Origin of the sequence: Bradyrhizobium sp. Leo170 (assembly GCF_004296405.1) — a bacterium.
Classification (GTDB): Bacteria; Pseudomonadota; Alphaproteobacteria; order Rhizobiales; family Xanthobacteraceae; genus Bradyrhizobium.
Genome location: NZ_PSRR01000019.1, coordinates 1 through 21114 on the forward strand (window position 1 = coordinate 1; position 21114 = coordinate 21114).

Genomic DNA, 21114 nt, shown 5'->3' on the forward strand with positions numbered 1-21114 from the left:
TGCAACCGGCACCCGGCTTTCCCTGCGCCCTCCGCTCAATGAGAGGGTGAAACGAACGCAAAGCTCGGACGCAAAGCGCCGCGAGAATGTGGACTCACATCCGCCGTTTGAATCCGACGTAGGATGGGTAGAGCGAAGCGAAACCCATCATTCGCGCAGCTTGCTCCCAAAGCTGATGGGTTTCGCTGCGCTCTACCCATCCTACGGAATCGCTGTTTGACATTTGAATCAGAACTCTCCGCACGTCATTGCGAGCGCAGCGAAGCAATCCATCGCGCCGCTTGCCGAGGCATGGATTGCTTCGCTGCGCTCGCAATGACGACAGAGGAAGCGCTGGCCCTCGCGGCGCCGCGCCTACTTCATCGCTCCGAAGCGGCCGTCGAAGGAGTTCGGCTGCACGATCGGCTGCGAGCCGGAGAGTTGCGTGTCCTTGGCGGCCGGCGCGGCTGCGGCGGTCGAGGTCGCCGGCGCATCGGTGACGGTCGGCTTGAGCGTCGGCTTGACGGCGGCGAGCTTGGTGTCGGGCTTCGGTGCGACGCGAACGACCGATTGCGGCTTGGTCTGAGCAGCCTTGATCTCAACAGCCTTGGCGTCGGCAGCCCTGGCCTCGACCGCCTTCGGCTTCGCGGCCGCCGCGGGTGCGGAGGGCGGCACGCTGGTGGCGGCGGCGTTGGCGTCGGCCGTGGCGCCGATCCCGACCTTGCGGGCGATGCTGGAGAAGAAGCCTTCCGACTGCTCGCCTGACTGCGTCGCGGGCGTCGCGGAAGCGACCTTGGTCGACGAGGTCGATGACGTCGATGAGGTCGACGACACCGCCACCACCGGCTCTTCGGGCTGCGCCAGGTTCGGCTTCGGCGGATTGACGGTGGACGGGATCGTGCCGGGCGCACGCGCCAACTGCAGCGACGCCAGGCTCTGGCTGTCGCCGCCCTCGGAGAGGCCGGTACTGCCCTCCGGCAGCTTGGAGGCAAAGATCTTGTTCATGCCGCCATCGATGCCGGTGTTCATCCGCGCCACTGGCGTGCCCTTGGAGATCAGCTTGGCGACTTCGGCCGCCTCCTGCTGCTGCCTCTCGCGCACGGCGCTCGCGATTTCGTCCGGGATCACATAGGCAGGGCACTTGGCGGACGCATCGAATGCCGGATCGCGGGTAGCGCCCGCAGGTTTGGCGGCGTCGAAGACATATTTCCTCTCGCAGAAGTCGACCTTCGGCTCCTGCTTCGTCACCTCGAAATGGTCGTAGCCTTCCTTGATCATCTTCCAGAAAGGCATGTTCGGGTTGTTGCGGTGCTTGGCCATGTTCACCGGCGTCATCCGGAACGGATAGGCCTGCAACTGGAATGCCTTCTGGCCGCCAAAGAAGGACTCGCGGCCGAGCGAATAGATCTCCGCGATCTGCTCGTCGGTCATCGCGTAGCAGCCGCGCGAGGAGCAGTCGCCATGCACCATCAACTGCGAGCCGGTGCGGCCGAGCGCCTTGTCGAAGGCGTTGGGATAGCCGGTGTTGAAGGAGAGATAGTAGGCCGATTGCGGGTTCATCTGGCCGGGGCTGATCGTATAGAAGCCCTCCGGCGCCTGGCGGTCGCCCTCGCGGATCTTCGGGCCCAGATCGCCGGACCAGCGGCAGATCGGATAGGTCTTCAGCAGCGCGAACCTGCCGGAGCGGTCCTGCTTCCAGACTTCGAGCTCGGCTTCCTGCTTGAACAGGCGGACCAGGATCGGCGACTGCAGATCCATGTCCTTTTCGGCAATCGCCGCGACCAGCTTCGGCGGCACCGGCTGGTTGGCCTTGGCATTCGATGCGAGTGAGATGTCGTCGCTATTGCAACCGGCGAGCAATACAGCGGCCGCAAGGGCAGCCGAGGCCAGAAGCGCGCGAACCAGCGTGCGGTGATTCAAGTCCAAGCTCCACACCCACCAGGCATTTCGGGCAACCCCAAGTCAGCCTTTATGCCTTGAAGCGATCGTTAAAATACTAACCTTTGGACTTCCCACCCGCAACCTGAACGGGGTCCGGCGGGCCGGAACCATGACAGGCATGGTCAAGCAAGGGTTAAAAACCCGCCTCTAGGCCGAATTGCGGCCAAACTGGCCGACCTGGAGCAAAATGCCGCGATTTGCGGCCAGCTAGGCGAGCTTGCGGCCGATATCGAGAAACTTCTGGCGGCGCTGCTTGCGGATCGCGTCCGCATCAAGATTTCGTAGGTCGTCGAAGGCCTGCGCGATGGCATCGCCGGTGGACGCGATCATGGCGGCGGGATCGCGATGGGCGCCGCCCGGCGGCTCCTTCAGGATCTGGTCGATCACGCCGAATCGCAGCATGTCCTGGGCGGTGATCTTCATGCTGTTGGCGGCTTCCTGCGCCTTGGTGCCGTCCCGCCACAGGATCGAGGATGCCGCCTCCGGCGAGATCACGCTGTAGATCGCGTGCTCCATCATCAGGACGCGGTTGGCCGTGGTGATCGCGATCGCGCCGCCCGACATGCCCTCGCCGGTAATGATCGCGACATTGGGGACGCCCAGCGACAGGCAGGCGTCGGTCGAGCGCGCAATCGCTTCGGCCTGTCCGCGCTCCTCCGCGCCGATGCCGGGATAGGCGCCGGCCGAATCGACGAGGGAGAGTACCGGGATGCCGAAACGGTCGGCCATTTCCATCAGCCGGACCGCCTTGCGGTAGCCTTCGGGCCGCGCCATGCCGAAATTGTGCTTGATCCGGCTCTCGGTGGAGGCGCCCTTCTCCTGGCCGATCACGCAGATGCTCTCGCCGCGGAAGCGGCCGAAGCCGCCGAGCAGGGCTTCGTCGTCGGCGAATTTGCGGTCGCCAGCCAGCGGCGTGAATTCGGTGATGAGCGCGCTGACGAAATCGGTGAGATGCGGCCGCTGCGGGTGCCGGGCCACCAGCGTCTTCTGCCAGGGCGTCAGATTGGCATAAAGGTCGGCCAGCGCCTGGCCGGCCTTCTCCTCGATCCGCGCGATCTCGTCGCCGATGTCGCTGCCGGACGCCGCCAGCGCGCGCAATTCGTCGATCTTGGATTCAAGCTCGGCGACGGGTTTTTCGAAGTCGAGGTAACTGCGCATCTGATCCGGCATTACGGCAATATAGGAAGGAACCTGGCGGGCGGCGAAGCGGGTCTGGGGTCTGGAAGAGAAGTTTTGTATCTTCAATAAGTTAACACGCAGCCTAAGCCGAGGCGCGTGGGCTGACCGCAAGCGGTGACGCTCTTTCCTGTGAGAAGCCGCGGAAGTCAAGGCGTAACCCGTAGCCCGGATGGAGCGAAGCGCAATCCGGGGATCGACCGGGCTAGGCCTTCTCCGCCAGCGGATGCAGGTCGCGCACCAGGCTCTTCAGCCGCTCCTCGACCACATGGGTATAGATCTGGGTGGTCGAGATGTCGGTGTGGCCGAGCAGGGTCTGGACGATGCGCAGGTCTGCGCCGTTGTGGAGCAGGTGGCTGGCAAAGGCATGCCGCAGCACGTGCGGGGAGACGAGCCGCGGCGCCAGGCCGGAGGCGGCCGCCAATTCCTTGAGGTCGCGGGCAAAATGCTGCCGGGTCAAATGGCCGCTCTCGCCGAAGGAGGGAAACAGCCATTTCGACGGCGCGGCCTTCTTCTCCGGCTTCATGACCTGCATCGCCGCGAGATAATCGGCCATCGCCTGCCGCGAGGCCTCGTTCAGCGGCACCAGCCGCTCCTTGTTGCCCTTGCCGCGCACCACGATCATGCGCGCATCGCGCCGCGCCGCCGATAGCGGCAGCGAGACCAGTTCGGAGACGCGCAAGCCGGTGGCGTACAGCACCTCGAGCAGGCAATGGAGCCGGAGCGCGCGCAGCCGCTGCGCCGGCGTCGTGTCGGTCTGCGTGAGTTCCTTCGCCCGCGTCAGCATGCGGTCGACGTCGGCGATCGACAGCACCTTGGGCAGGCCGCGGCCGCGCTTCGGGCCAGAGAGGATCGCAGCAGGATCGTCGCTGCGGATGCGCTCGTTGAGCAGGAATCGGAACAGATGCCGCATCGAGGAAAGCCGGCGGGCGACGCTGGTTGATTTGAACCCGCGCGTGTCGAGGTCGGCGAGGTAGTCGCGCAGCGTCTGGGTGTCCGCGCCGGCAAAGCTCTTGCCGGCATGGGTGAGGAATTCGGAGAGGTCCTCGAGGTCGCGGCGATAGGCGTCGAGCGTGTTCTCGCCCGCGCCCTGTTCGGCCGCGAGCATGTCGAGGAACAGGCTGATCAGCCCGGCATCGGATGTCTTGGCAGGTGTCTTGGCAGGTGTCTTGGCAGGTGTCTTGGAACGTGTCTTGGGACGCATCGCCGAATCATAGCGGCTATTTCTTGAGGAACTTATCCGGTGGGATCGTCACCGTCATTTCCCGCGGTTTCGGGGTCACGAAATTGGCCAGCGCGAAGATGATCCCGTAGCCGATACCGCCGATCACGGCGACGACCGTCAGGAAGCGGAACAGGCTCGGCATATCGAAGGCTCGGGCGGCGAATTAACCATCGGCATCATCCACCATGTTCCCTCAGCCGTTGCAAGACTCTGGCAACGGTATCGGCGGGGGTAGTATAGGTGACCGGAATGCCGCAAATTCGCCGAGAGACCGAGCTTTAGATGCCAGACAGCGCCCCACCGCTACCTGCGCTCCCGTCCCTGGAGGCCGACATCCTGGCCGCGCTGGGGTCGAGGTCGATCGTGCTGGTGGGCATGATGGGCGCCGGCAAATCGACCATCGGCCGGCGGCTGGCCGCGCGGCTGAGGCTATCCTTCACCGATGCCGACACCGAGATCGAGGCGGCGGCGGGCATGTCGATCCCGGAGATTTTCGAAACCCATGGCGAGGCCTATTTCAGGGATGGCGAGGCGCGGGTAATCGCGCGCCTGCTTAGCGACGGGCCGGCAGTGCTCGCCACCGGCGGCGGCGCGTTCATGCGTGAGGAGACCCGCAACTGCATCCGTGCCAAGGCAATCTCGCTCTGGCTGCGCGCCGATGCCGATGTCATCATGCGCCGGGTGCGGCGCCGAGCCGATCGCCCGCTGTTGCAGACCGCGGATCCCGAGGGGACGGTCAACCGTCTGCTCGGCGAGCGCGAGCCGGTCTACCGGAGCGCTGACCTGACGATTTCGTCGCGCGACGTGCCGCATGACCGGATCGTCGAAGAGTGCCTCGAAGCGTTGCATACCCATCTCTGTGGCAACGGCACGGCACAACCGGAAACGAACGGAATTAGCATCCCATCATGACTGCGCCACTGAAACACTCGGATCCCATCACCGTCGATGTCGCGCTCGGCGACCGCGCCTACGACATCGTGATCGGGCGCGAGGTGCTGCCGTCGCTCGGGCCGCGCATTGCGGCGCTCCGCCCGGGTACGCGCGCCGCCATCGTCACCGACCGCACCGTGGCGAAGCATTGGCTGGAGCCGACCGAGGCGTCGCTTGCGGCGGCGGGCATTTCGAGTTCGCGCATCATCGTCGAGGAGGGCGAGGGCTCGAAGAGCTACACCGGCCTGACCCAGGTCAGCGAAGCGCTGATCGCGGCCAAGATCGAGCGCAACGATCTCGTGATCGCGCTCGGCGGCGGCGTGGTTGGCGATCTCGCGGGCTTTGCCGCGGCCATCCTGCGCCGCGGCGTCGATTTCGTGCAGGTTCCGACCTCCCTGCTGGCGCAGGTCGATTCCTCGGTCGGCGGCAAGACGGGGATCAACTCGCCGCAGGGCAAGAACCTGATCGGCGCCTTCCACCAGCCGGTGCTTGTCGTCGCCGATACGGCCGTGCTCGACACGCTGTCGCCGCGTCAGTTCCGTGCCGGCTATGCGGAGGTCGCCAAATATGGCGTGCTTGGCGATGAGGCTTTCTTCGCCTGGCTGGAAGCCAGTCACGCCGACATCTTCTCGGGCGGCGCGGCGCGCGAGCACGCGATCGCAACCTCGTGCCGCGCCAAGGCCGCGATCGTCTCGCGCGACGAACGCGAGACCGGCGAGCGCGCGCTGCTCAATCTCGGCCACACGTTCGGTCACGCGCTGGAAGCGGCGACGGGCTTTTCCGACCGGCTGTTCCACGGCGAAGGCGTTGCCATCGGCATGACGCTGGCGGCAGAATTTTCCGCTTCCCTCGGCATGATCGCGCAAGCGGACGCGGCGCGCGTGAAACGCCACCTCGCCGCGGTGGGATTGCCGACCCGGCTGCAGGATATCGGCGGCTTCGCCCAGGAAGGACTGGCCGATGCCGACGCACTGATGGCGCTGATGGCGCAGGACAAGAAGGTCAAGCGCGGCAAGCTGACTTTCATTCTGCTGGAAGCCGTCGGCCGCGCGGTGATCGCGCGCGACGTCGAGCCTGCGTCGGTGCGTGACTTTCTGAAGGCAAAATTGGCCGAGAATTAAGAGCATGATCCGGAAAAGTGGGAACCGGTTTTCCGAAGAGATCATGCCCAAGACAAAGACGCTGCTCGGATGACGTAGCTTGACCTGGGTTTCGTTCGCAATCGTCGTCGTCTGCCTGTTGGTCTCCGCCTTTTTCGCGGCGAGCGAGACCGCGCTGACCGGCGCTTCGCGCGCCAGCATGCTGCGGCTGTCCAAGCAGGGCAACCGCGAGGCCGGCGTCGTCTCCAGCCTGTTCAACATGCGCGAGCGGCTGATCGGCGCGCTGCTGCTCGGCAACAACATCGCCAATATCGGCGCATCGGCGCTCGCAACCGGCATCCTCACCGCCTGGTTTGGCGATGTCGGCGTGCTCTATGCGACCGCGGTGATGACGGTGACGGTCGTGATCTTCGCCGAGGTGCTGCCGAAGACCATCGCGATCAACGCGCCCGACCGGATATCGCTCCTGGTGGCGCGGCCGATGAAGGTCACCGTCTATCTGCTCGGACCGTTCCTGACCGTGATCGAGTTCATCGTGCTCGCTCTGATGAAACTCTTCGGCATCAAGGTCGGCGCCAACCAGGCCATCCTGTCGCCGACCGAGCGACTGCGCGGCGCCGTCGACCTGTTGCATCATGAGGGCAAGGTCGAGAAGCTGGACCGCGACATGTTCGGCGGGCTCCTGGATCTGCGCGAGTTGCAGGTGTCCGACGTGATGGTCCATCGCACCGAAATGACCATGATCAACGCGGACCTGCCGCCGGAGGAACTGGTGCGTGAGGTGCTCGCCACCGAGTACACCCGCATTCCGCTGTGGCGCGACAAGCCCGAGAACATCATCGGGGTGCTGCACGCCAAGGATTTGCTGCGCGCCATCCGCGCCGCCGATGGCGACACGTCGAGCATCGACGTCTCGACCATCGCGCTGCCGCCCTGGTTCGTGCCGGAGATGCGGCCTGTCTCCGAGCAGCTCAAGGCGTTCCGCCGCCGCAAGACGCACTTCGCCCTCGTCGTCGACGAGTATGGCGAAGTCGAAGGCCTGGTGACACTGGAAGATATCCTGGAGGAGATCGTCGGTGACATTTCCGACGAGCACGACGTGGTGGTCGCGGGTGTTCGTGCCCAGCCCGACGGCTCCGTGGTGGTCGACGGCTCGGTGCCGATCCGCGATCTCAACCGTGCGATGGACTGGCATTTGCCAGACGAGGAAGCCACGACCGTGGCGGGTCTCGTGATCCATGAAGCGCGCTCGATTCCCGAACGCGGCCAGAGCTTCACCTTCCACGGCTTCCGCTTCCGCGTCCTGCGCCGCGAGCGCAACCGCATCACGGCACTGCGCATCACCGCGCTGCCACGCGAAGCCGAGGCCGAAGAGCCTAGGCCGAAGCGCGCGGGGACGGCGTTCTAGTCAGCCCGCGCAGCGCATATCCGCTCCATCTCCTCAGGGTGAGGATCGGGCGGGAGGATGAGGATCAGGCAGGGCGCCTATTCAATGTCGATGGTGATGCCGGAAAGCTTCCAGGTGCCGTCGGCGGGGATGAAGGCGAGCTGATACTTCACCTGCTTCGGCGTGGTCTCGAAATGGCCCTTCAGGCGCAGCACGCCCTTGTCGTCAATCTTTGCCTCCTCGTCTGCAACGACGGGCTTTGCCACCACGGCGTCGAACACCGCGTGCTTGTCGACGAGATCCTTGAAGACGGCCTGCAGCTTCTCCGGCGGAAACTGCCCGGCGAACGGCTTTGAGAGCTTGGCGTGCAGGACCGTGAAATTATTGGCGGCGACGGCATCGCTCAGCGTCACCAGAATGCTTTTCACGAGCACTTCCTGAACGAGCGGGCTCGGCATGGCCTGTGCCGCAGCCGGTACGGGCACAGAGAGCGCCAGCATTGCCATCACGGCCGCGGCCAATCGCAGATGTGCCCAGTGAACCATCTGACAGCCCCTCGTTACAGGTGACGATGGTGCAATGAGCCTGCCCAATTCCAATGGAACTGTCCATCGCCCAGGCAGCTATCTCTGATAAAGGAAAACAGCCGTGGCGTCTTGCGCGACGTTGATCAAAACCGCAGTTCGGCCGTGTTCTTCAGCTAAATTTCCAGGCGGCGTCCTTCAGCGCGGTCGTTCCGCTGGGGCCTGCGCGTGGATCGCGAGCGCATGCACGCGATCCACGAGTTCCTGAGCCAGTGCCGCATTAATCATGCGATGGCGTTCGATCCGGCTCTTCCCTTCGAACGCTTGAGATACAATATAGACACGGAAATGCGTCTCGCCGCCTGGCCGATGCCCCGCGTGGCCCTCATGCAGATGTGATTCATCGTGGACCTCGAGGCTTTCGGGCAAGAAAGCTTCACGCAACTTGTTTATAATAACATCTCTTGTGCTCATGGCGGCGGCAATAGTTCGAAGGCTGCATTTCGTCAATGGCACATCCGAAGCAGAGGTATTCGCAATGTCAAGACTTGAAGCTTTTTGCATTGCGTAGTCAAAGTCAGTCATGGCGATCGATTCATCAAAATTCTTCGACTCCATTCGCATCAAGCCGACGAAGGTGAGTGCGAAGCGCCAGGCGCAGGCTGGCCAGGAAGCCATCACCTGCGAATGGGCCGGCTGTCAGAACAAGGGTTCGCACCGCGCGCCGAAGGGCCGCGAGAACTCGCGCGAGTATTGGCATTTCTGCCTCGACCATGTTCGCGAATACAACCAGTCCTACAATTTCTTCCAGGGCATGAATCCCGAGGCGGTGGCGCGCTACCAGAAGGATGCGCTGACCGGCCATCGCCCGACCTGGAAGATGGGCGCCAACACCAGCGCCAAGCATGGCAAGGGTAGTGCCGAGGACGATCTCGGCGGCGCCGCCGATCCCTTTAACGTGTTCTCCGAACTCAATGGCCGTGCTGGCTGGCGGCCTGGCCCCGGCGCGCAGGCCAAGCCCGAGGCGCGCAAGGTAATGAACGCCGAGCGCAAGGCACTGCAGGTGATGGGACTCTCCGCCGAGGCGACGCTCGAAGACGTCAAGGCGAAGTACAAGGCGCTGGTGAAGCAGCACCATCCCGACGCCAACGGTGGCGATCGTTCTACCGAAGACCGCCTGATCGAGATCATCAAGGCGTATAACTATCTAAAGACGGTGGTGCGCGAGGCGTAGCACACTGTCGTCCCGGGCTTGACCCGGGACCCATAATAACCACAGGATCCCGTGGTTACGGCAAAATGTCGGCCCAGTCTTAGTTACAATTCACGTCAGTGGTTATGGGTCCCGGGGGCGGAATTTGTGTCGCTGCCGTCGTCCCTTTGACGGTCTGCGCCTCACACTTTCGGCATTGGCCCCACATAGGACGAGCTTGGCCGGATCAGCCGGCCGGTGCGCTGCTGTTCGCGCGCATGCGCGGTCCATCCCGCAGAGCGCGCCACCGCGAAGATCGGCGTGAAGGCCTGCCGCGGAATGGAAAGCGCATCGAGCAGGATCGCGGTGAAGAACTCGACATTCGTTTCCAGCGGCCGGGTCGGATTCTTCCGCCGCAGCGCCTCGCGAATATAGGCCTCGACCTCACCGGCGAATGGCAGGTCGGCGCCTTCGGCAGCTAACCGCTCGATCGCATCCTTCAGCACATCCGCGCGGGGATCGCGCACGCGATAGACGCGATGGCCGAATCCCATCAGCCGCTCGCCGCGCGCCAGCGCCGCATCGACCCAGGGCCTGATGCGCTCGCGCGTCCCGATCGCATCGAGCATCTCAAGTACCGGCTCCGGCGCGCCGCCATGGAGCGGCCCGGTCAGCGCGCAATAGCCGGCGGTGACGGCCGCGAACAGGTCGGCCTGCGTCGAGGCCACCACGCGCGTCGCGAAGGTGGAGGCGTTCATGCCGTGATCGCAGACCGTGACGAGATAGGCATCCAGTGCCGCGACCTCGCGCGGCTCCGGCTTGCGGTTGAGCAGCATCGTCAGCGTATCCGCGGCGTGGCTGACATTCGGATCCGGTGCGACTGGATCGTTGCCCTTGGCCCGCTGCACCAGCGCGCCGGCGATCACCGGAAAGGCGCCGACGATCGTCGCTTCGTGCTCAAGCCCGTTTTCGGCGCGCAAGCCCGCCACCGCGGCGCGGAAGCCGTCCACGATCGACATGCCGCGGGTCGCCGGCAGCAATTCCGGCAATCGCGCGAAGGCGCGCTCGCGCGCGGCACCAAGCTTGGCGCGCACATTGGCCTCGCTGAGCGCGCTCCCGGTTGCGGCGTTCCACAATCGCGCGGTGACGCCCTCGAAGCTCGATGTCGAGGCGAGCACCCGGATGTGCTCGCCCGCGATGATCAGTTCGCCGCGCTCGCCGTCGACGTGGCTAAGCACGGTTTCGGCGGCGGGAATGCCGTCCAGCCCGATCGGGCTCTTCGTCACCTGGATATTCATGGCGGATCTCCTTTCGTGATTAGGAAAGTCGATCCTCTCGACAGATTGATCAATCTTGATTAGCTTAATCAAGATGAAAAAATCCGATGGCCTTTACCTCTCCGCCCGCGAGGCAGCGGCCGAGCTCGCGATCTCTCCGGCTACGCTCTACGCCTATGTCAGCCGCGGCCTGATCCGCTCCGAGCCATCGGCGGATTCCCGCAGCCACCGTTATCGCGCTGAGGATGTGCGCGGGTTGAAGGAGCGCCGTACCCCGTCGCCGGAGCCGCGGGGCCTGCGCAGCTTCGATGCCGATCTGCCGGTGATGGACTCGGCGATCGCGACGATCACAGAGGACGGGCCGATCTACCGCGGCGTGAACTGCGTCGATCTCGCCGAGAAAGACACGCTCGAACACACGGCGACGCTGTTGTGGGACGTGACGGGCGTCGATCCCTTCGCGCCGGGCAACTGCCCGTTCGTCTCGGACGAGATGCGTGCCATCGCGGAGGCCGCGCGCCGCGCCGCACCGATCGACCGTGCCATTGCCGTGCTGGCGCTGGCCGCAAGCGCCGATCCGCGTGCCTTCACCCGCGCGCCAGACGGCCGCGCCATGGTCGGCGCGCGCATCGTCAGGCTGCTGGTTGCGACCATGCTGAACCGCGAGCCGTCGTCCGAACCGTTACATGTGCAGATCGCCGACGCCTGGGCGGGCGACAACAAGCATGCCGCCGACCTGATCCGCCGCACGTTGGTGCTGCTCGCCGATCACGAATTGAATGCCTCGACCTTCACGGCGCGCTGCGCCGCCTCGACCGGGCTCAATCTCTATGACGCCGTCATCGCCGGCCTCGCCGCGCTGAAGGGTCCGAAGCACGGCGGCGCCGGCGTGCTGGCGTCGCGGCTGGTGAAGACGCTCGTCGACCAGGACGTCGAACCCGTGATCCGCGAGCGTGTCGCGCTCGGCGAGCGCTTCGCTGGTTTCGGTCATGGCGTCTACCGGCGCGGCGATCCTCGTGCGCAGTCGCTGTTGGATGCGCTCGCGCGCACCGGCGCCGCGCGCAAATTCACCAGGGAGGTTCCGGAGCGGATCGCGGAGGCGACCGGCGAGTTCGTCAATATCGACTATGCGCTGGCCGTGCTGGTGCACAGCCTGCGGCTTCCGGTCGACAGCGAACTCGCGCTGTTCGCGATGGCGCGCAGCGTCGGCTGGATCGCGCATGCCAGCGAGCAATTGCAGCACGGCCGGCTGATCCGCCCGCGCGCACGATATGTCGGGCCGGCGCCCGGACGCAGCGCGGCCGCCAAAACCATTTGAGATGCGCAGCCCGGGTGGAGCGCCAGCGTAACCCCGGACCGCCGGCGACCATTGATAGGGATGTCCCCGGTTGCGCGGAGCCTGTCATCGGGCGCGCGTTCGCGCGACCCGTTGGCTCCACCCAGGCTACGTGCCGGACTTTGCCGCTGGCTCGATCACGCCGCGCCGGCGGCGGATGATCCAAAGCACCAGCGTCAGGATCAAGGCGCCGCCGATCACCGCCAGCATCCAGATATGCTTGCCGACGTGATGGTGATACGGCAGCCCGCCATACTCATGCAGCGCCGAGATCGCGAGCACGCCCGGCAGCACATGCACCGGCGCCCAGAGCAGGACCGCGGGGATATTGACGCTGTAGAAGCGCACCGGCGGCATATCCAGCGCGCCGGCGGTGAGCGGCACGAAGGCGCGGAACGGCGGCACGAAGCGCGCAAAGAACACCGCGAGCGTGCCCCAACGGTGGAAGAATGCCTCGCTCTGCTCGATCAGGCGCGGATAGCCGGACAGCGGCCATGCGCTCAGAATCTCGCGCTGGCGGCGATGGCCGATCCAGTAGGCGGAGCCGTCGCCGAGCAGGGCGCCTGCGGCGGTGGCCGCCAGCACGGGCCAGAGCTTCAGCTCGCCGCCGGGGATGAGCGCGCCCATCGCCAGGATGATGGTCGAGCCGGGCACCAGCGACCCCGCCACCGGAACCGCCTCCAGAAAGGCGGCCAGAAACAGCGTCAGATAGGCAAGCCACGCATGGGCCGAAACGAAAGTGATCAGGGGGTCGAGGAATGTGGTCACAAAATTCCCGCAGCTCACGGTCTTGCCTGACCTCCAGAGCTAACAACTCGCCTCCGGCGTGGAAAGGGATCGCGGCGCGCCCTCGCGGCAAAGTGCAGCACGATTCGCAGGGCAGCCCTCCAAAAACCGCGTCCAGCACCTATCTTTATGAAAGGACAACGGAACTTTGATCGCGCCGCGGGCTTCTGCCGGCGGTTGCACTCTGCTAGGCTTGTGCAGAGCACCCAATCCGCAGCCAAACGAATAATCTGGTTTCGGGATTCCCGGGACCTCGGAGGACGAATGACGACCGCCGCCCAGACCACATTGGAAGACACCGTCGGCTTGCCCGACATGAAAGTATCGGTCCGGCAGGTGTTCGGCATCGATAGCGACCTTGAGGTGCCGGCCTATGCGGAAGTCGACCCGCACGTGCCGGAGGTTGATGCGGATTACCGCTTCGACCGCGCCACCACGCTCGCGATCCTCGCCGGCTTCGCCAGGAACCGCCGCGTGATGGTCACCGGCTATCACGGCACCGGCAAGTCGACCCATATCGAGCAGGTTGCAGCGCGGCTCAACTGGCCCTGCGTGCGCGTCAATCTCGACAGCCATATCAGCCGTATCGACCTGGTCGGCAAGGACTCCATCGTGGTCCGGGACGGCAAGCAGGTCACCGAGTTCCGCGACGGCATCCTGCCCTGGGCGCTGCAGCACAATGTCGCGCTGGTGTTCGACGAGTATGACGCCGGCCGGCCTGACGTGATGTTCGTGATCCAGCGCGTGCTGGAGGTCTCCGGCCGGCTGACGCTGCTCGACCAGAACAAGGTGATCAAGCCGCATCCGGCGTTCCGTCTGTTCGCGACCGCCAACACGATCGGCCTTGGCGACACGTCGGGCCTCTATCACGGCACCCAGCAGATCAACCAGGGCCAGATGGACCGCTGGTCGATCGTCACCACATTGAACTACCTCGCCCATGACGAGGAAGTCGAGATCGTGCTCGCCAAGGCGAAGCACTATCGCAGCCAGGAAGGCCGCGACATCGTCAACAAGATGGTGCGGCTCGCCGATCTCACCCGCAACGCCTTCGCCAATGGCGATCTGTCGACGGTGATGAGCCCGCGCACGGTGATCACCTGGGCGGAAAACTCCGAGATCTTCGGCGATATCGGGTTTGCCTTCCGCGTCACCTTCCTCAACAAGTGCGACGAGCTCGAGCGGCCGCTGGTGGCTGAATTCTATCAGCGCTGCTTCAATGCGGAGCTGCCCGAATCCGCTGTCAACGTAGCGCTCAGCTAAGGACCGACGATGTCGTCCCGGACAAGCGAAGCGCGATCCGGGATCTCCCGAGCGAGCGCTCGCGCTCGTCGCGATAACCCCAGGACGTGGTTGTTGCGAAGATTGGGGCCGCCATCGCGCTCAACAACTTCTTCCTGTGGTTATAGGTCCCCGCCTTCGCGAGGACGACGGTGAGATCGAGATGACCATCTCCAACTCGAAATTCCGCGGAACGAAGGAAGCGCCGACCGAGCCGTTCAAGCGCGCGGTGACCTCGTGCCTGAAGGCGATCGCGAAGGCGCCGGAGCTCGAAGTCTCCTTCGCCGCCGAACGCCCGGGGCTTGCGCCCGGCAAGGCGCGACTGCCGGAGCCTGCGCGCAAACTGACCAAGCGTGACGCCGCGATCGTGCGCGGCCACGCGGACTCGATCGCACTGAAGCTCGCCTGTCACGATCCCAAGGTGCATCGCAAGCTGATCCCGGGCAATCCGCAGGCGCGCGGCGTGTTCGAGGCGGTCGAGCAGGCGCGCGTCGAGGCGATCGGCTCGCGGCGGATGGCGGGCGTTGCGAAAAACCTCAACGCGATGCTCGACGATCATTTTCACCGCGGCAAGTATGACGAGATCACCGACCGCGCCGATGCGCCGCTGGCGGATGCGCTGGCGATGCTGGTGCGCGAGCGGCTGACCGGACTGGCGCCCCCTCAGGCTGCGCGCAAGATGGTCGACCTTTGGCGCCCGCTATTGGAAGACAAGATCGGCACGCGGCTCGATAAACTGGCGCGATTCACCGAGGACCAGGCCAGGTTCGGCGACCTCGTGCATGATCTGTTGTCGGCGCTCGACCTCGGCGACGAGCGCGACATGGACTCCGACGAGGACGACAACCAGGATGAAAATCCGGATGGCGAGAGCGATCAGTCCGGCGCCGAAGGCTCGCCTGATTCCGACGCCGCGCAGGAGATGAGCGCCGACCAGGCGCAGACGACCTCGGAAGAGATGTCCGAGAGTGCGATGGAAAGCGCGCAGGCGTCCACCAGCGACACCTTCGACGACGGCGAGCTCGGCGACGACGAAACGCCGGGCGAGGCGACGCGGCCGAACACGCGTGGCGGCAACGAGCCGCGCGGTCCCGAATATCACGCCTTTGCACCGAAATTCGACGAGATCGTCGCGGCCGAAGACCTCTGCGACCATGACGAGCTGGAGCGCCTGCGCTCCTATCTCGACAAACAGCTCGCGCATCTGCAGGGCATCGTCGCGCGGCTGGCCAATCGGTTGCAGCGCCGCCTGATGGCGCAGCAGAACCGCGCCTGGGAATTCGACCTCGAAGAGGGCATTCTCGATCCTGCGCGCCTGTCGCGCGTCGTCACCGATCCCTATCACCCGCTGTCGTTCATGCGCGAGAAGGAAGCGACCTTCCGCGACACCGTGGTGACGCTGCTGCTCGACAATTCCGGCTCGATGCGCGGCCGCCCGATCACAGTCGCCGCCACCTGTGCGGATATCCTGGCGCGCACGCTGGAGCGCTGCGGCGTCAAGGTCGAGATCCTCGGCTTCACGACGCGCGCCTGGAAGGGCGGGCAGTCCCGCGAAGCCTGGCTTGCCGCCGGCAAGCCGCCGAATCCCGGCCGGCTCAACGATCTCCGTCACATCATCTACAAGTCAGCCGACGCGCCGTGGCGGCGGGCGCGGAAGAATCTCGGCCTGATGATGCGCGAGGGCTTGCTCAAGGAGAACATCGACGGCGAGGCGCTGGACTGGGCGCACAAGCGCCTGCTGGCTCGTTCCGAGCAGCGCAAGATCCTGATGATGATCTCCGACGCGCGCCGGTCGATGATTCCACGCTGTCGGTCAATCCCGGCAACTACCTCGAGCGGCATCTGCGCCACATCATCGAGGAGATCGAGACCCGCTCGCCGGTCGAGCTGATCGCGATCGGGATCGGCCACGACGTCACGCGCTACTATCGCCGCGCCGTCACCATCGTCGATGCCGAAGAACTCGGCGGCGCCATCACCGAGAAGCTCGCCGAGCTCTTCAGCGAGACTCACGGCCCTGCTCCCGCGGAACGCCGGCCCAGGCGGCTGCATTCTTGAACATCATGACATGACGCGCCGCGCCAACGGATCGTCTCATCCCGAGGAGCGGCGTCGCCGCTGCCCCTCGGACGACGAGGAAGCTGCCGGGCCTCATGGTTCGAGACGGCGCGAATGCGCCTCCTCACCATGAGGGATGGAGATCTTTCCCGCCGCCGCTTCCTGGGCATCGCCGCGGCGGGTCTTGCGACCACGGCGCTGCCATCCGCGGCGCGCGCGCAGACCGTTCTCGAGCCGCCGACGAAACCGATCCTGCCGAGCGAGTCCACGGTGGCGGCGCCGGTCTCGATCGATGTCAATGCGCGGCCGCTGGCTTCCTTCGATATCCGCGATCGCGCGCATGTCAGGTTCGGCGCGCTGGAATATCGCAGCGGATTGGTGCTGACCTCTTCCTTTCGCGGCTTCGGCGGCCTGTCGGCGTTGCGGCTCGATGCAAAGGGCGAACGCTTCATCGCCCTCAGCGACCACGGTAGCTGGTTCACCGGCCGCATCGTTTACAAAGGCCGCGAGATGACGGGGCTCGCCGATGTCGAGGCGGCGCCGCTGCTCGGCCCGGATGGCAGGCCGATCACCGCGCGCGGCTGGTACGATTCTGAATCCATGGCGCTCGACGGCTCGTTCGTTTATGTCGGGCTCGAGCGTGTCAACCAGGTGCTGCGGTTCGATTTCGCCAAGGGATTCACGCGCGCACGTGGCGAGGTGGTGCCGCTCCCGCCGGCCGCGAAACGGCTTCCGAACAACAAGGGGCTGGAGGCGCTGGTGATGGTGCCGCAAGGCCAGCCGCTGGCGGGAACGCTGATCGCGATCTCTGAGCGCGGCCTCGATGCGCGGGGCAACATCATCGGCTTCCTGGTCGGCGGCAAGACGCCGGGGCAGTTTTCCGTTCGCCGCACCGACAGTTTCGACATCAGCGACGCGGTGCTGCTGCCGTCCGGCGACCTGCTGCTGCTCGAGCGCAAATTCTCCTGGGTTGGCGGCGTCGGCATCCGCATCCGCCGCGTCGAGCTTGCGTCCGTGATGCCGGGCGCCGTCCTCGACGGTCCTTCGGTCTTCAACGCCGATCTTGGCAACGAGATCGACAACATGGAGGGCATCGACGCCCACACCACGGCCGAAGGCGACACCGTGATCACCATGATCTCCGACGATAATTTCTCGATGATCCAGCGTACGCTCCTGCTGCAGTTCACGCTGGTGGAATAGGAGACTGGTTTCGGGGTTGGCAAACCCGGCGGCCAGCGGAACGGTTCTTGCAGCGCCGCGGCGTCAATCGAAATCGAGAGCCATGATGCGCAAGTTGTTTTCCATTCTCATCGCCGCGAGTTTGTTTGCCGCAGTTGCACAGGCGGAGACCTGGCCCTCGCGCCTGATCAAGGCGACGATCCCGTTCGGCGCGGGCAGCGCCACCGATGTGGTGCCGCGCCTGGTGTTCGATCGGCTCTCGGCGAGCTCGGCCAGCCCTTCGTGATCGAGAACCGCGCCGGCGCTGGCGGCACGCTCGGCACCGGCCTCGTCGCCAAGGCGGAGCCTGACGGCTACAACGTGCTCGCGCATTCCTCGGCGCTGACCATTGCGCCGGCAATCTTCCCGAATCTTTCTTTCGACGCGACCAAAGACCTTTCGTCGGTGCTGATGATCGGCTCCAGCGCCAATGTCATGATCGTGCCGAAAGAGCGGCCCTGGAAAACCATCCAGGATTTCATTGCCGACGCCAAGGCGAAGCCCGGCTCGATCTCCTTTGGTTCGGTCGGCGTCGGCAGCGCCGTGCATATCAGCGCCGAAAAATTCCTTCTCGCCGCCGGCATCGAAGGCACCCACGTGCCCTATCGCGGCGGTCCCGAAGTGATTGCCGACATCCTGGGCGGGCGCATCGATCTCTATTTCTGCCCGCTCGCGACCGCGCTGCCCCTGATCCGCGACGGCCAGGTGAAGGCGCTGTTGGTGTCGACGCCGAAGCGCGCCGCCGATTTGCCCGATGTGCCGTCTCCGTCGGAGATCGGTTTGACCGGCGCCGACAGCATGAGCTGGTTCGGGATCTTCGTGCCGGCGAAAACGCCGCGCGACATCATCGACAAATTTCACGCTGCAGGCATGAGGGTGTTGAATGATCCGGCGACGCAGGCAAGCCTGAAGAAGCTCGGCGTCGAGCCGATGCCGATGACATCAGACCAGATGGACGATTTCATCAAGCGCGAGACCGCCGCTAACCTGGAGTTGATCAAGGCGGCCGGAATCAAGCAGTAGCTGACAGCTTGAGACGGGGCCGGGGCGTCGCTAGATGAAAGGGCAGTTTCCCTCCTATCCGGATCCCCACATGAGCGCCCTGTTTTCCCCGATCGAGCTGCGCGGCCTGAAATTACCCAACCGGATCATGGTATCGCCGATGTGCCAATATTCGGCAGAAAACGGCGAGGCCAATGACTGGCATTTCACGCATATCAACATGCTGGCGCTATCGGGCGCGGCGATGTTCTGCATCGAAGCCACGCATGTGGAGGCCATCGGCCGCATCACGCCCGGCTGTCTTGGTCTCTACAACGACGCCACCGAAGCCGCGCTGAAGCCGATCCTGGCCTCGGTGCGCAAACATTCGAAAGCAGCGGTCGCGATGCAGCTTGCGCATGCCGGCCGCAAGGGATCGAGCCATCGACCCTGGGATGGCGGGCAGCTGATCCCGCTGTCCGAAGGCGGCTGGCAGACCGTGGCGCCATCGGCCGTTCCGCACAAGGAAGGCGAGGCGGCGCCGCTCGCGTTGGACGAGGCCGGGCTCAAGCGCATCCGCGACGATTTTGTGACGGCCGCCAAGCGTGCCGACCGGCTTGGCATCGACGCGCTCGAACTGCATGGCGCGCACGGCTATTTGATGCATCAGTTCTTGTCGCCGATCTCGAACAGGCGCACCGACCAGTATGGCGGTTCGCTCGAAAACCGCATGCGCTTCCCGCTTGAAGTGTTCGACGCGGTGCGTGCCGCATTCCCGGATCGCAAGCCCGTTGGCATCAGGGTGTCGGCGACTGATTGGGTCGAGGGCGGCTGGGACGTCGCGCAGACGATCGAATTCGCTAAGGAATTGAAGACGCGCGGGGTCGACTGGATCGATGTGTCCTCCGGTGGCGTTTCGCCATTGCAAAAGATTCCACTGGGCCCGGGCTATCAGGTGCCGCTCGCGCAGGCCGTGAAAGAAGCAACTGATGTCACCACCATGGCAGTCGGCCTGATCACGGATGCTAAGCAGGCTGAAGAGATCGTCGCCTCCGGCAAGGCTGATATGGTCGCGCTCGCCCGCGGCATGCTCTACGATCCGCGCTGGGCTTGGCACGCCGCTGCTGAACTCGGCGGACAGGTTGACGCACCGCCGCAGTATTGGCGTTCGCAACCGTCGACGCACAAGGCGTTGTTCGGCGCGACGACGTTCGGGGCGCGGTAAGTCTTCACCGTCATTGCGAGCGAAAGTGAAACGGCCATTCCGCTCTGCAATGACGAAAGCCACTATTCCGCCGCAACCGGGGTGAGTACTCTCGCTTGTGCATGAGATGCGACGGCAAAGTCGCACCAGAAACAAGCGAGAGGAAAGCCATGGAACTAGGATATTTCGCGATGCCCTCGCATCCGCCGGAGTGCGGATTGAAGGAGGGCCACGATTGGGACCTGCAGGTGCTCAGGTGGCTGGACGAACTCGGCTATCAGGAAGCGTGGATCGGCGAGCACCACACCGCGCCCTGGGAGCCGCATCCGTCTCCGGATCTGTTGGTCGCGCAGGCGTTGCTGCAGACCAAGAACATCCGCATCGGTCCCGGCGGCTTCCTGCTGCCCTATCACCATCCGGCTGAACTCGCGAACCGCGTCGCAATGCTCGATCATCTCTCCAATGGGCGGCTCAATTTCGGTGTCGCTGCAAGCGGCCTGCCGAGCGACTGGGCGATGTTCAATGTCGACGGCATGTCCGGCCAGAACCGCGACATGACGCGCGAAGCGCTCGAGATCATCCTGAAGCTTTGGACCGACGATGCTCCGTGGACATACAAGGGCAAATACTGGACGGTGACGAAACCGGACACGATGTTCGATTTCCTCAAGCCCCACCTCAAGCCGAAGCAGGCACCGTATCCGCCGATCGGGGTCGCCGGCCTGTCCAAGAACTCTGACACGCTGAAGCTGGCGGGCGAGCGCGGCTTCATCCCGATGAGCCTCAACCTCAACCCGGCCTATGTCGGCAGCCACTGGGATTCGGTGGAGGCGGGCGCAGCGAAGACTGGTCGCAAGCCGAGCAGGCAGGATTGGCGATTGGTGCGCGAAGTCTTTGTCGCCGACACCGACGAGGAAGCCTGGCGTCTGTCGACCGGCGACATGATGGGGCGGATGATGGGCGAGTATTTCCTGCCGCTGCTCGGTCACTTCGGCTTCAAGGACTATCTGAAAGCCACGCCCGACGTGCCGGACAGCGACGTCAACGTCGAATATTGCGCCCGCCACAACTGGATCGTCGGCTCGCCCGCGACCGTCACCGAGAAGATCGAGAAGATCTATCAGGAAGTCGGCGGCTTCGGCGTGCTGCTCGTGTTCGGATTCGACTACAAGCACAAGCCGGAAGCCTGGCACCACTCGCTGCAACTGTTGAAGCAGGAAGTGCTGCCGCGGCTCAAGCATCTCGGCAGCGAGTTCGGCCGCGCAGCGTAGCAGAAGCGATCGCAGAGCATAGCGTGGGCAAAGCGACTACATCCACCGCAGCTCACCACAAGTGACGATGAAAGCGTGCCCACCATTGCGAGCGGAATGCTCGATGGTGGGCACGCTGCGCTTTGCCCACCCTACGAGAGCTGCGAGTCTGCAGAAAATCGATAATCGCGGTAACTAATCGCCGTTATCAGCGCAATTTGCGGTGAACATGGGCCGCCGACATGTGCAGCGCCACATGCGAA

Annotated in this window: 20 protein-coding genes and 1 pseudogene; 13 read left to right on the plus strand and 8 right to left on the minus strand. The window is 64.7% G+C overall.

The window, feature by feature from the left end:
* On the plus strand, positions 1 to 220 hold a 220-nt coding region (locus tag CWO89_RS46840; protein ID WP_207234409.1), incomplete at its 5' end, for a hypothetical protein.
* A 134-nt stretch (positions 221 to 354) separates the two neighbouring features.
* Here the strand turns inward: CWO89_RS46840 and CWO89_RS05805 are convergent.
* The 4 genes from CWO89_RS05805 to CWO89_RS05820 form a co-directional block, all read right to left on the minus strand.
* Positions 355 to 1899 carry a L,D-transpeptidase family protein gene (locus CWO89_RS05805; RefSeq protein ID WP_130577685.1) on the minus strand — a complete coding sequence of 515 codons (1545 nt, stop codon included), beginning with the start codon at positions 1897 to 1899 and terminating at the stop codon, positions 355 to 357.
* Between the two features lie 228 nt (positions 1900 to 2127).
* On the minus strand, positions 2128 to 3090 hold the full coding sequence (locus CWO89_RS05810; RefSeq protein WP_130577686.1) for an acetyl-CoA carboxylase carboxyltransferase subunit alpha: 963 nt from the start codon (positions 3088 to 3090) through the stop codon (positions 2128 to 2130).
* A gap of 211 nt (positions 3091 to 3301) precedes the next feature.
* A complete protein-coding gene (xerD, locus tag CWO89_RS05815) occupies positions 3302 to 4222 on the minus strand; it encodes a site-specific tyrosine recombinase XerD (protein ID WP_349644865.1) in 921 nt (306 codons plus the stop codon).
* Positions 4223 to 4316: 94 nt separating this feature from the next.
* Positions 4317 to 4463, minus strand: coding sequence for a histidine kinase (locus tag CWO89_RS05820; protein WP_130577688.1), 147 nt, complete (start codon positions 4461 to 4463; stop codon positions 4317 to 4319).
* A 140-nt stretch (positions 4464 to 4603) separates the two neighbouring features.
* Between CWO89_RS05820 and CWO89_RS05825 the strand changes: the two genes are divergently transcribed.
* From CWO89_RS05825 to CWO89_RS05835, 3 genes are all read left to right on the plus strand, one after another.
* The gene (locus tag CWO89_RS05825) at positions 4604 to 5233 is read left to right on the plus strand and encodes a shikimate kinase (protein ID WP_130577689.1); all 630 of its coding nucleotides are present in this window, start codon (positions 4604 to 4606) and stop codon (positions 5231 to 5233) included.
* Positions 5230 to 6375 carry a 3-dehydroquinate synthase gene (aroB, locus tag CWO89_RS05830; protein ID WP_130577690.1) on the plus strand — a complete coding sequence of 382 codons (1146 nt, stop codon included), beginning with the start codon at positions 5230 to 5232 and terminating at the stop codon, positions 6373 to 6375. The genes CWO89_RS05825 and aroB overlap by 4 nt, the downstream gene beginning before the upstream one ends.
* 79 nt (positions 6376 to 6454) lie before the next feature.
* The gene (locus CWO89_RS05835) at positions 6455 to 7762 is read left to right on the plus strand and encodes an HlyC/CorC family transporter (RefSeq protein WP_130577691.1); all 1308 of its coding nucleotides are present in this window, start codon (positions 6455 to 6457) and stop codon (positions 7760 to 7762) included.
* A gap of 77 nt (positions 7763 to 7839) precedes the next feature.
* On the opposite strand, the gene CWO89_RS05840 is transcribed toward CWO89_RS05835, so the two are convergent.
* Positions 7840 to 8286, minus strand: coding sequence for a hypothetical protein (locus tag CWO89_RS05840; protein WP_130577692.1), 447 nt, complete (start codon positions 8284 to 8286; stop codon positions 7840 to 7842).
* A 177-nt stretch (positions 8287 to 8463) separates the two neighbouring features.
* Complete coding sequence (locus CWO89_RS05845; RefSeq protein ID WP_130577719.1) at positions 8464 to 8739, minus strand: BolA family protein; 276 nt, start codon at positions 8737 to 8739, stop codon at positions 8464 to 8466.
* A gap of 109 nt (positions 8740 to 8848) precedes the next feature.
* Here CWO89_RS05845 and CWO89_RS05850 point away from each other — a divergent pair, with 109 nt between their 5' ends.
* Positions 8849 to 9499, plus strand: coding sequence for a J domain-containing protein (locus CWO89_RS05850; RefSeq protein WP_130577693.1), 651 nt, complete (start codon positions 8849 to 8851; stop codon positions 9497 to 9499).
* Between the two features lie 161 nt (positions 9500 to 9660).
* Here CWO89_RS05850 and CWO89_RS05855 read toward each other — a convergent pair whose 3' ends face one another.
* Positions 9661 to 10755, minus strand: a complete 1095-nt coding sequence (locus tag CWO89_RS05855) for a citrate synthase/methylcitrate synthase (RefSeq protein WP_130577694.1) — start codon at positions 10753 to 10755, stop codon at positions 9661 to 9663.
* 73 nt (positions 10756 to 10828) lie between these two features.
* On the opposite strand from CWO89_RS05855, the gene CWO89_RS05860 reads away from it, so the two are divergent.
* Complete coding sequence (locus CWO89_RS05860) at positions 10829 to 12052, plus strand: citrate synthase family protein (RefSeq protein WP_130577695.1); 1224 nt, start codon at positions 10829 to 10831, stop codon at positions 12050 to 12052.
* 126 nt (positions 12053 to 12178) lie between these two features.
* Here the strand turns inward: CWO89_RS05860 and CWO89_RS05865 are convergent, their stop codons facing one another.
* The gene (locus tag CWO89_RS05865; RefSeq protein ID WP_130577696.1) at positions 12179 to 12838 is read right to left on the minus strand and encodes a DedA family protein; all 660 of its coding nucleotides are present in this window, start codon (positions 12836 to 12838) and stop codon (positions 12179 to 12181) included.
* A 282-nt stretch (positions 12839 to 13120) separates the two neighbouring features.
* Between CWO89_RS05865 and cobS the strand changes: the two genes are divergently transcribed.
* The 7 genes and pseudogenes from cobS (at position 13121) to CWO89_RS05895 (ending at position 20872) form a co-directional block, all read left to right on the plus strand.
* Positions 13121 to 14119, plus strand: coding sequence for a cobaltochelatase subunit CobS (gene cobS, locus CWO89_RS05870; RefSeq protein ID WP_130577697.1), 999 nt, complete (start codon positions 13121 to 13123; stop codon positions 14117 to 14119).
* A gap of 181 nt (positions 14120 to 14300) precedes the next feature.
* Positions 14301 to 16195 (plus strand): annotated as a pseudogene (cobT, locus tag CWO89_RS05875) (cobaltochelatase subunit CobT).
* Positions 16196 to 16309: 114 nt separating this feature from the next.
* Positions 16310 to 17398 carry an esterase-like activity of phytase family protein gene (locus CWO89_RS05880; RefSeq protein WP_245475757.1) on the plus strand — a complete coding sequence of 363 codons (1089 nt, stop codon included), beginning with the start codon at positions 16310 to 16312 and terminating at the stop codon, positions 17396 to 17398.
* 85 nt (positions 17399 to 17483) lie between these two features.
* On the plus strand, positions 17484 to 17663 hold the full coding sequence (locus CWO89_RS47615) for a hypothetical protein (protein ID WP_245475758.1): 180 nt from the start codon (positions 17484 to 17486) through the stop codon (positions 17661 to 17663).
* Entirely contained in the window at positions 17660 to 18439 is a 780-nt protein-coding gene (locus CWO89_RS05885) for a Bug family tripartite tricarboxylate transporter substrate binding protein (protein ID WP_245475760.1), read from the plus strand. Before CWO89_RS47615 ends, CWO89_RS05885 begins: the two co-directional genes overlap by 4 nt.
* Positions 18440 to 18509: 70 nt before the next feature.
* On the plus strand, positions 18510 to 19622 hold the full coding sequence (locus CWO89_RS05890; protein WP_130577698.1) for an NADH:flavin oxidoreductase/NADH oxidase: 1113 nt from the start codon (positions 18510 to 18512) through the stop codon (positions 19620 to 19622).
* Between the two features lie 149 nt (positions 19623 to 19771).
* A complete protein-coding gene (locus CWO89_RS05895) occupies positions 19772 to 20872 on the plus strand; it encodes an LLM class flavin-dependent oxidoreductase (protein ID WP_130577699.1) in 1101 nt (366 codons plus the stop codon).
* Positions 20873 to 21114 lie beyond the last annotated feature (242 nt).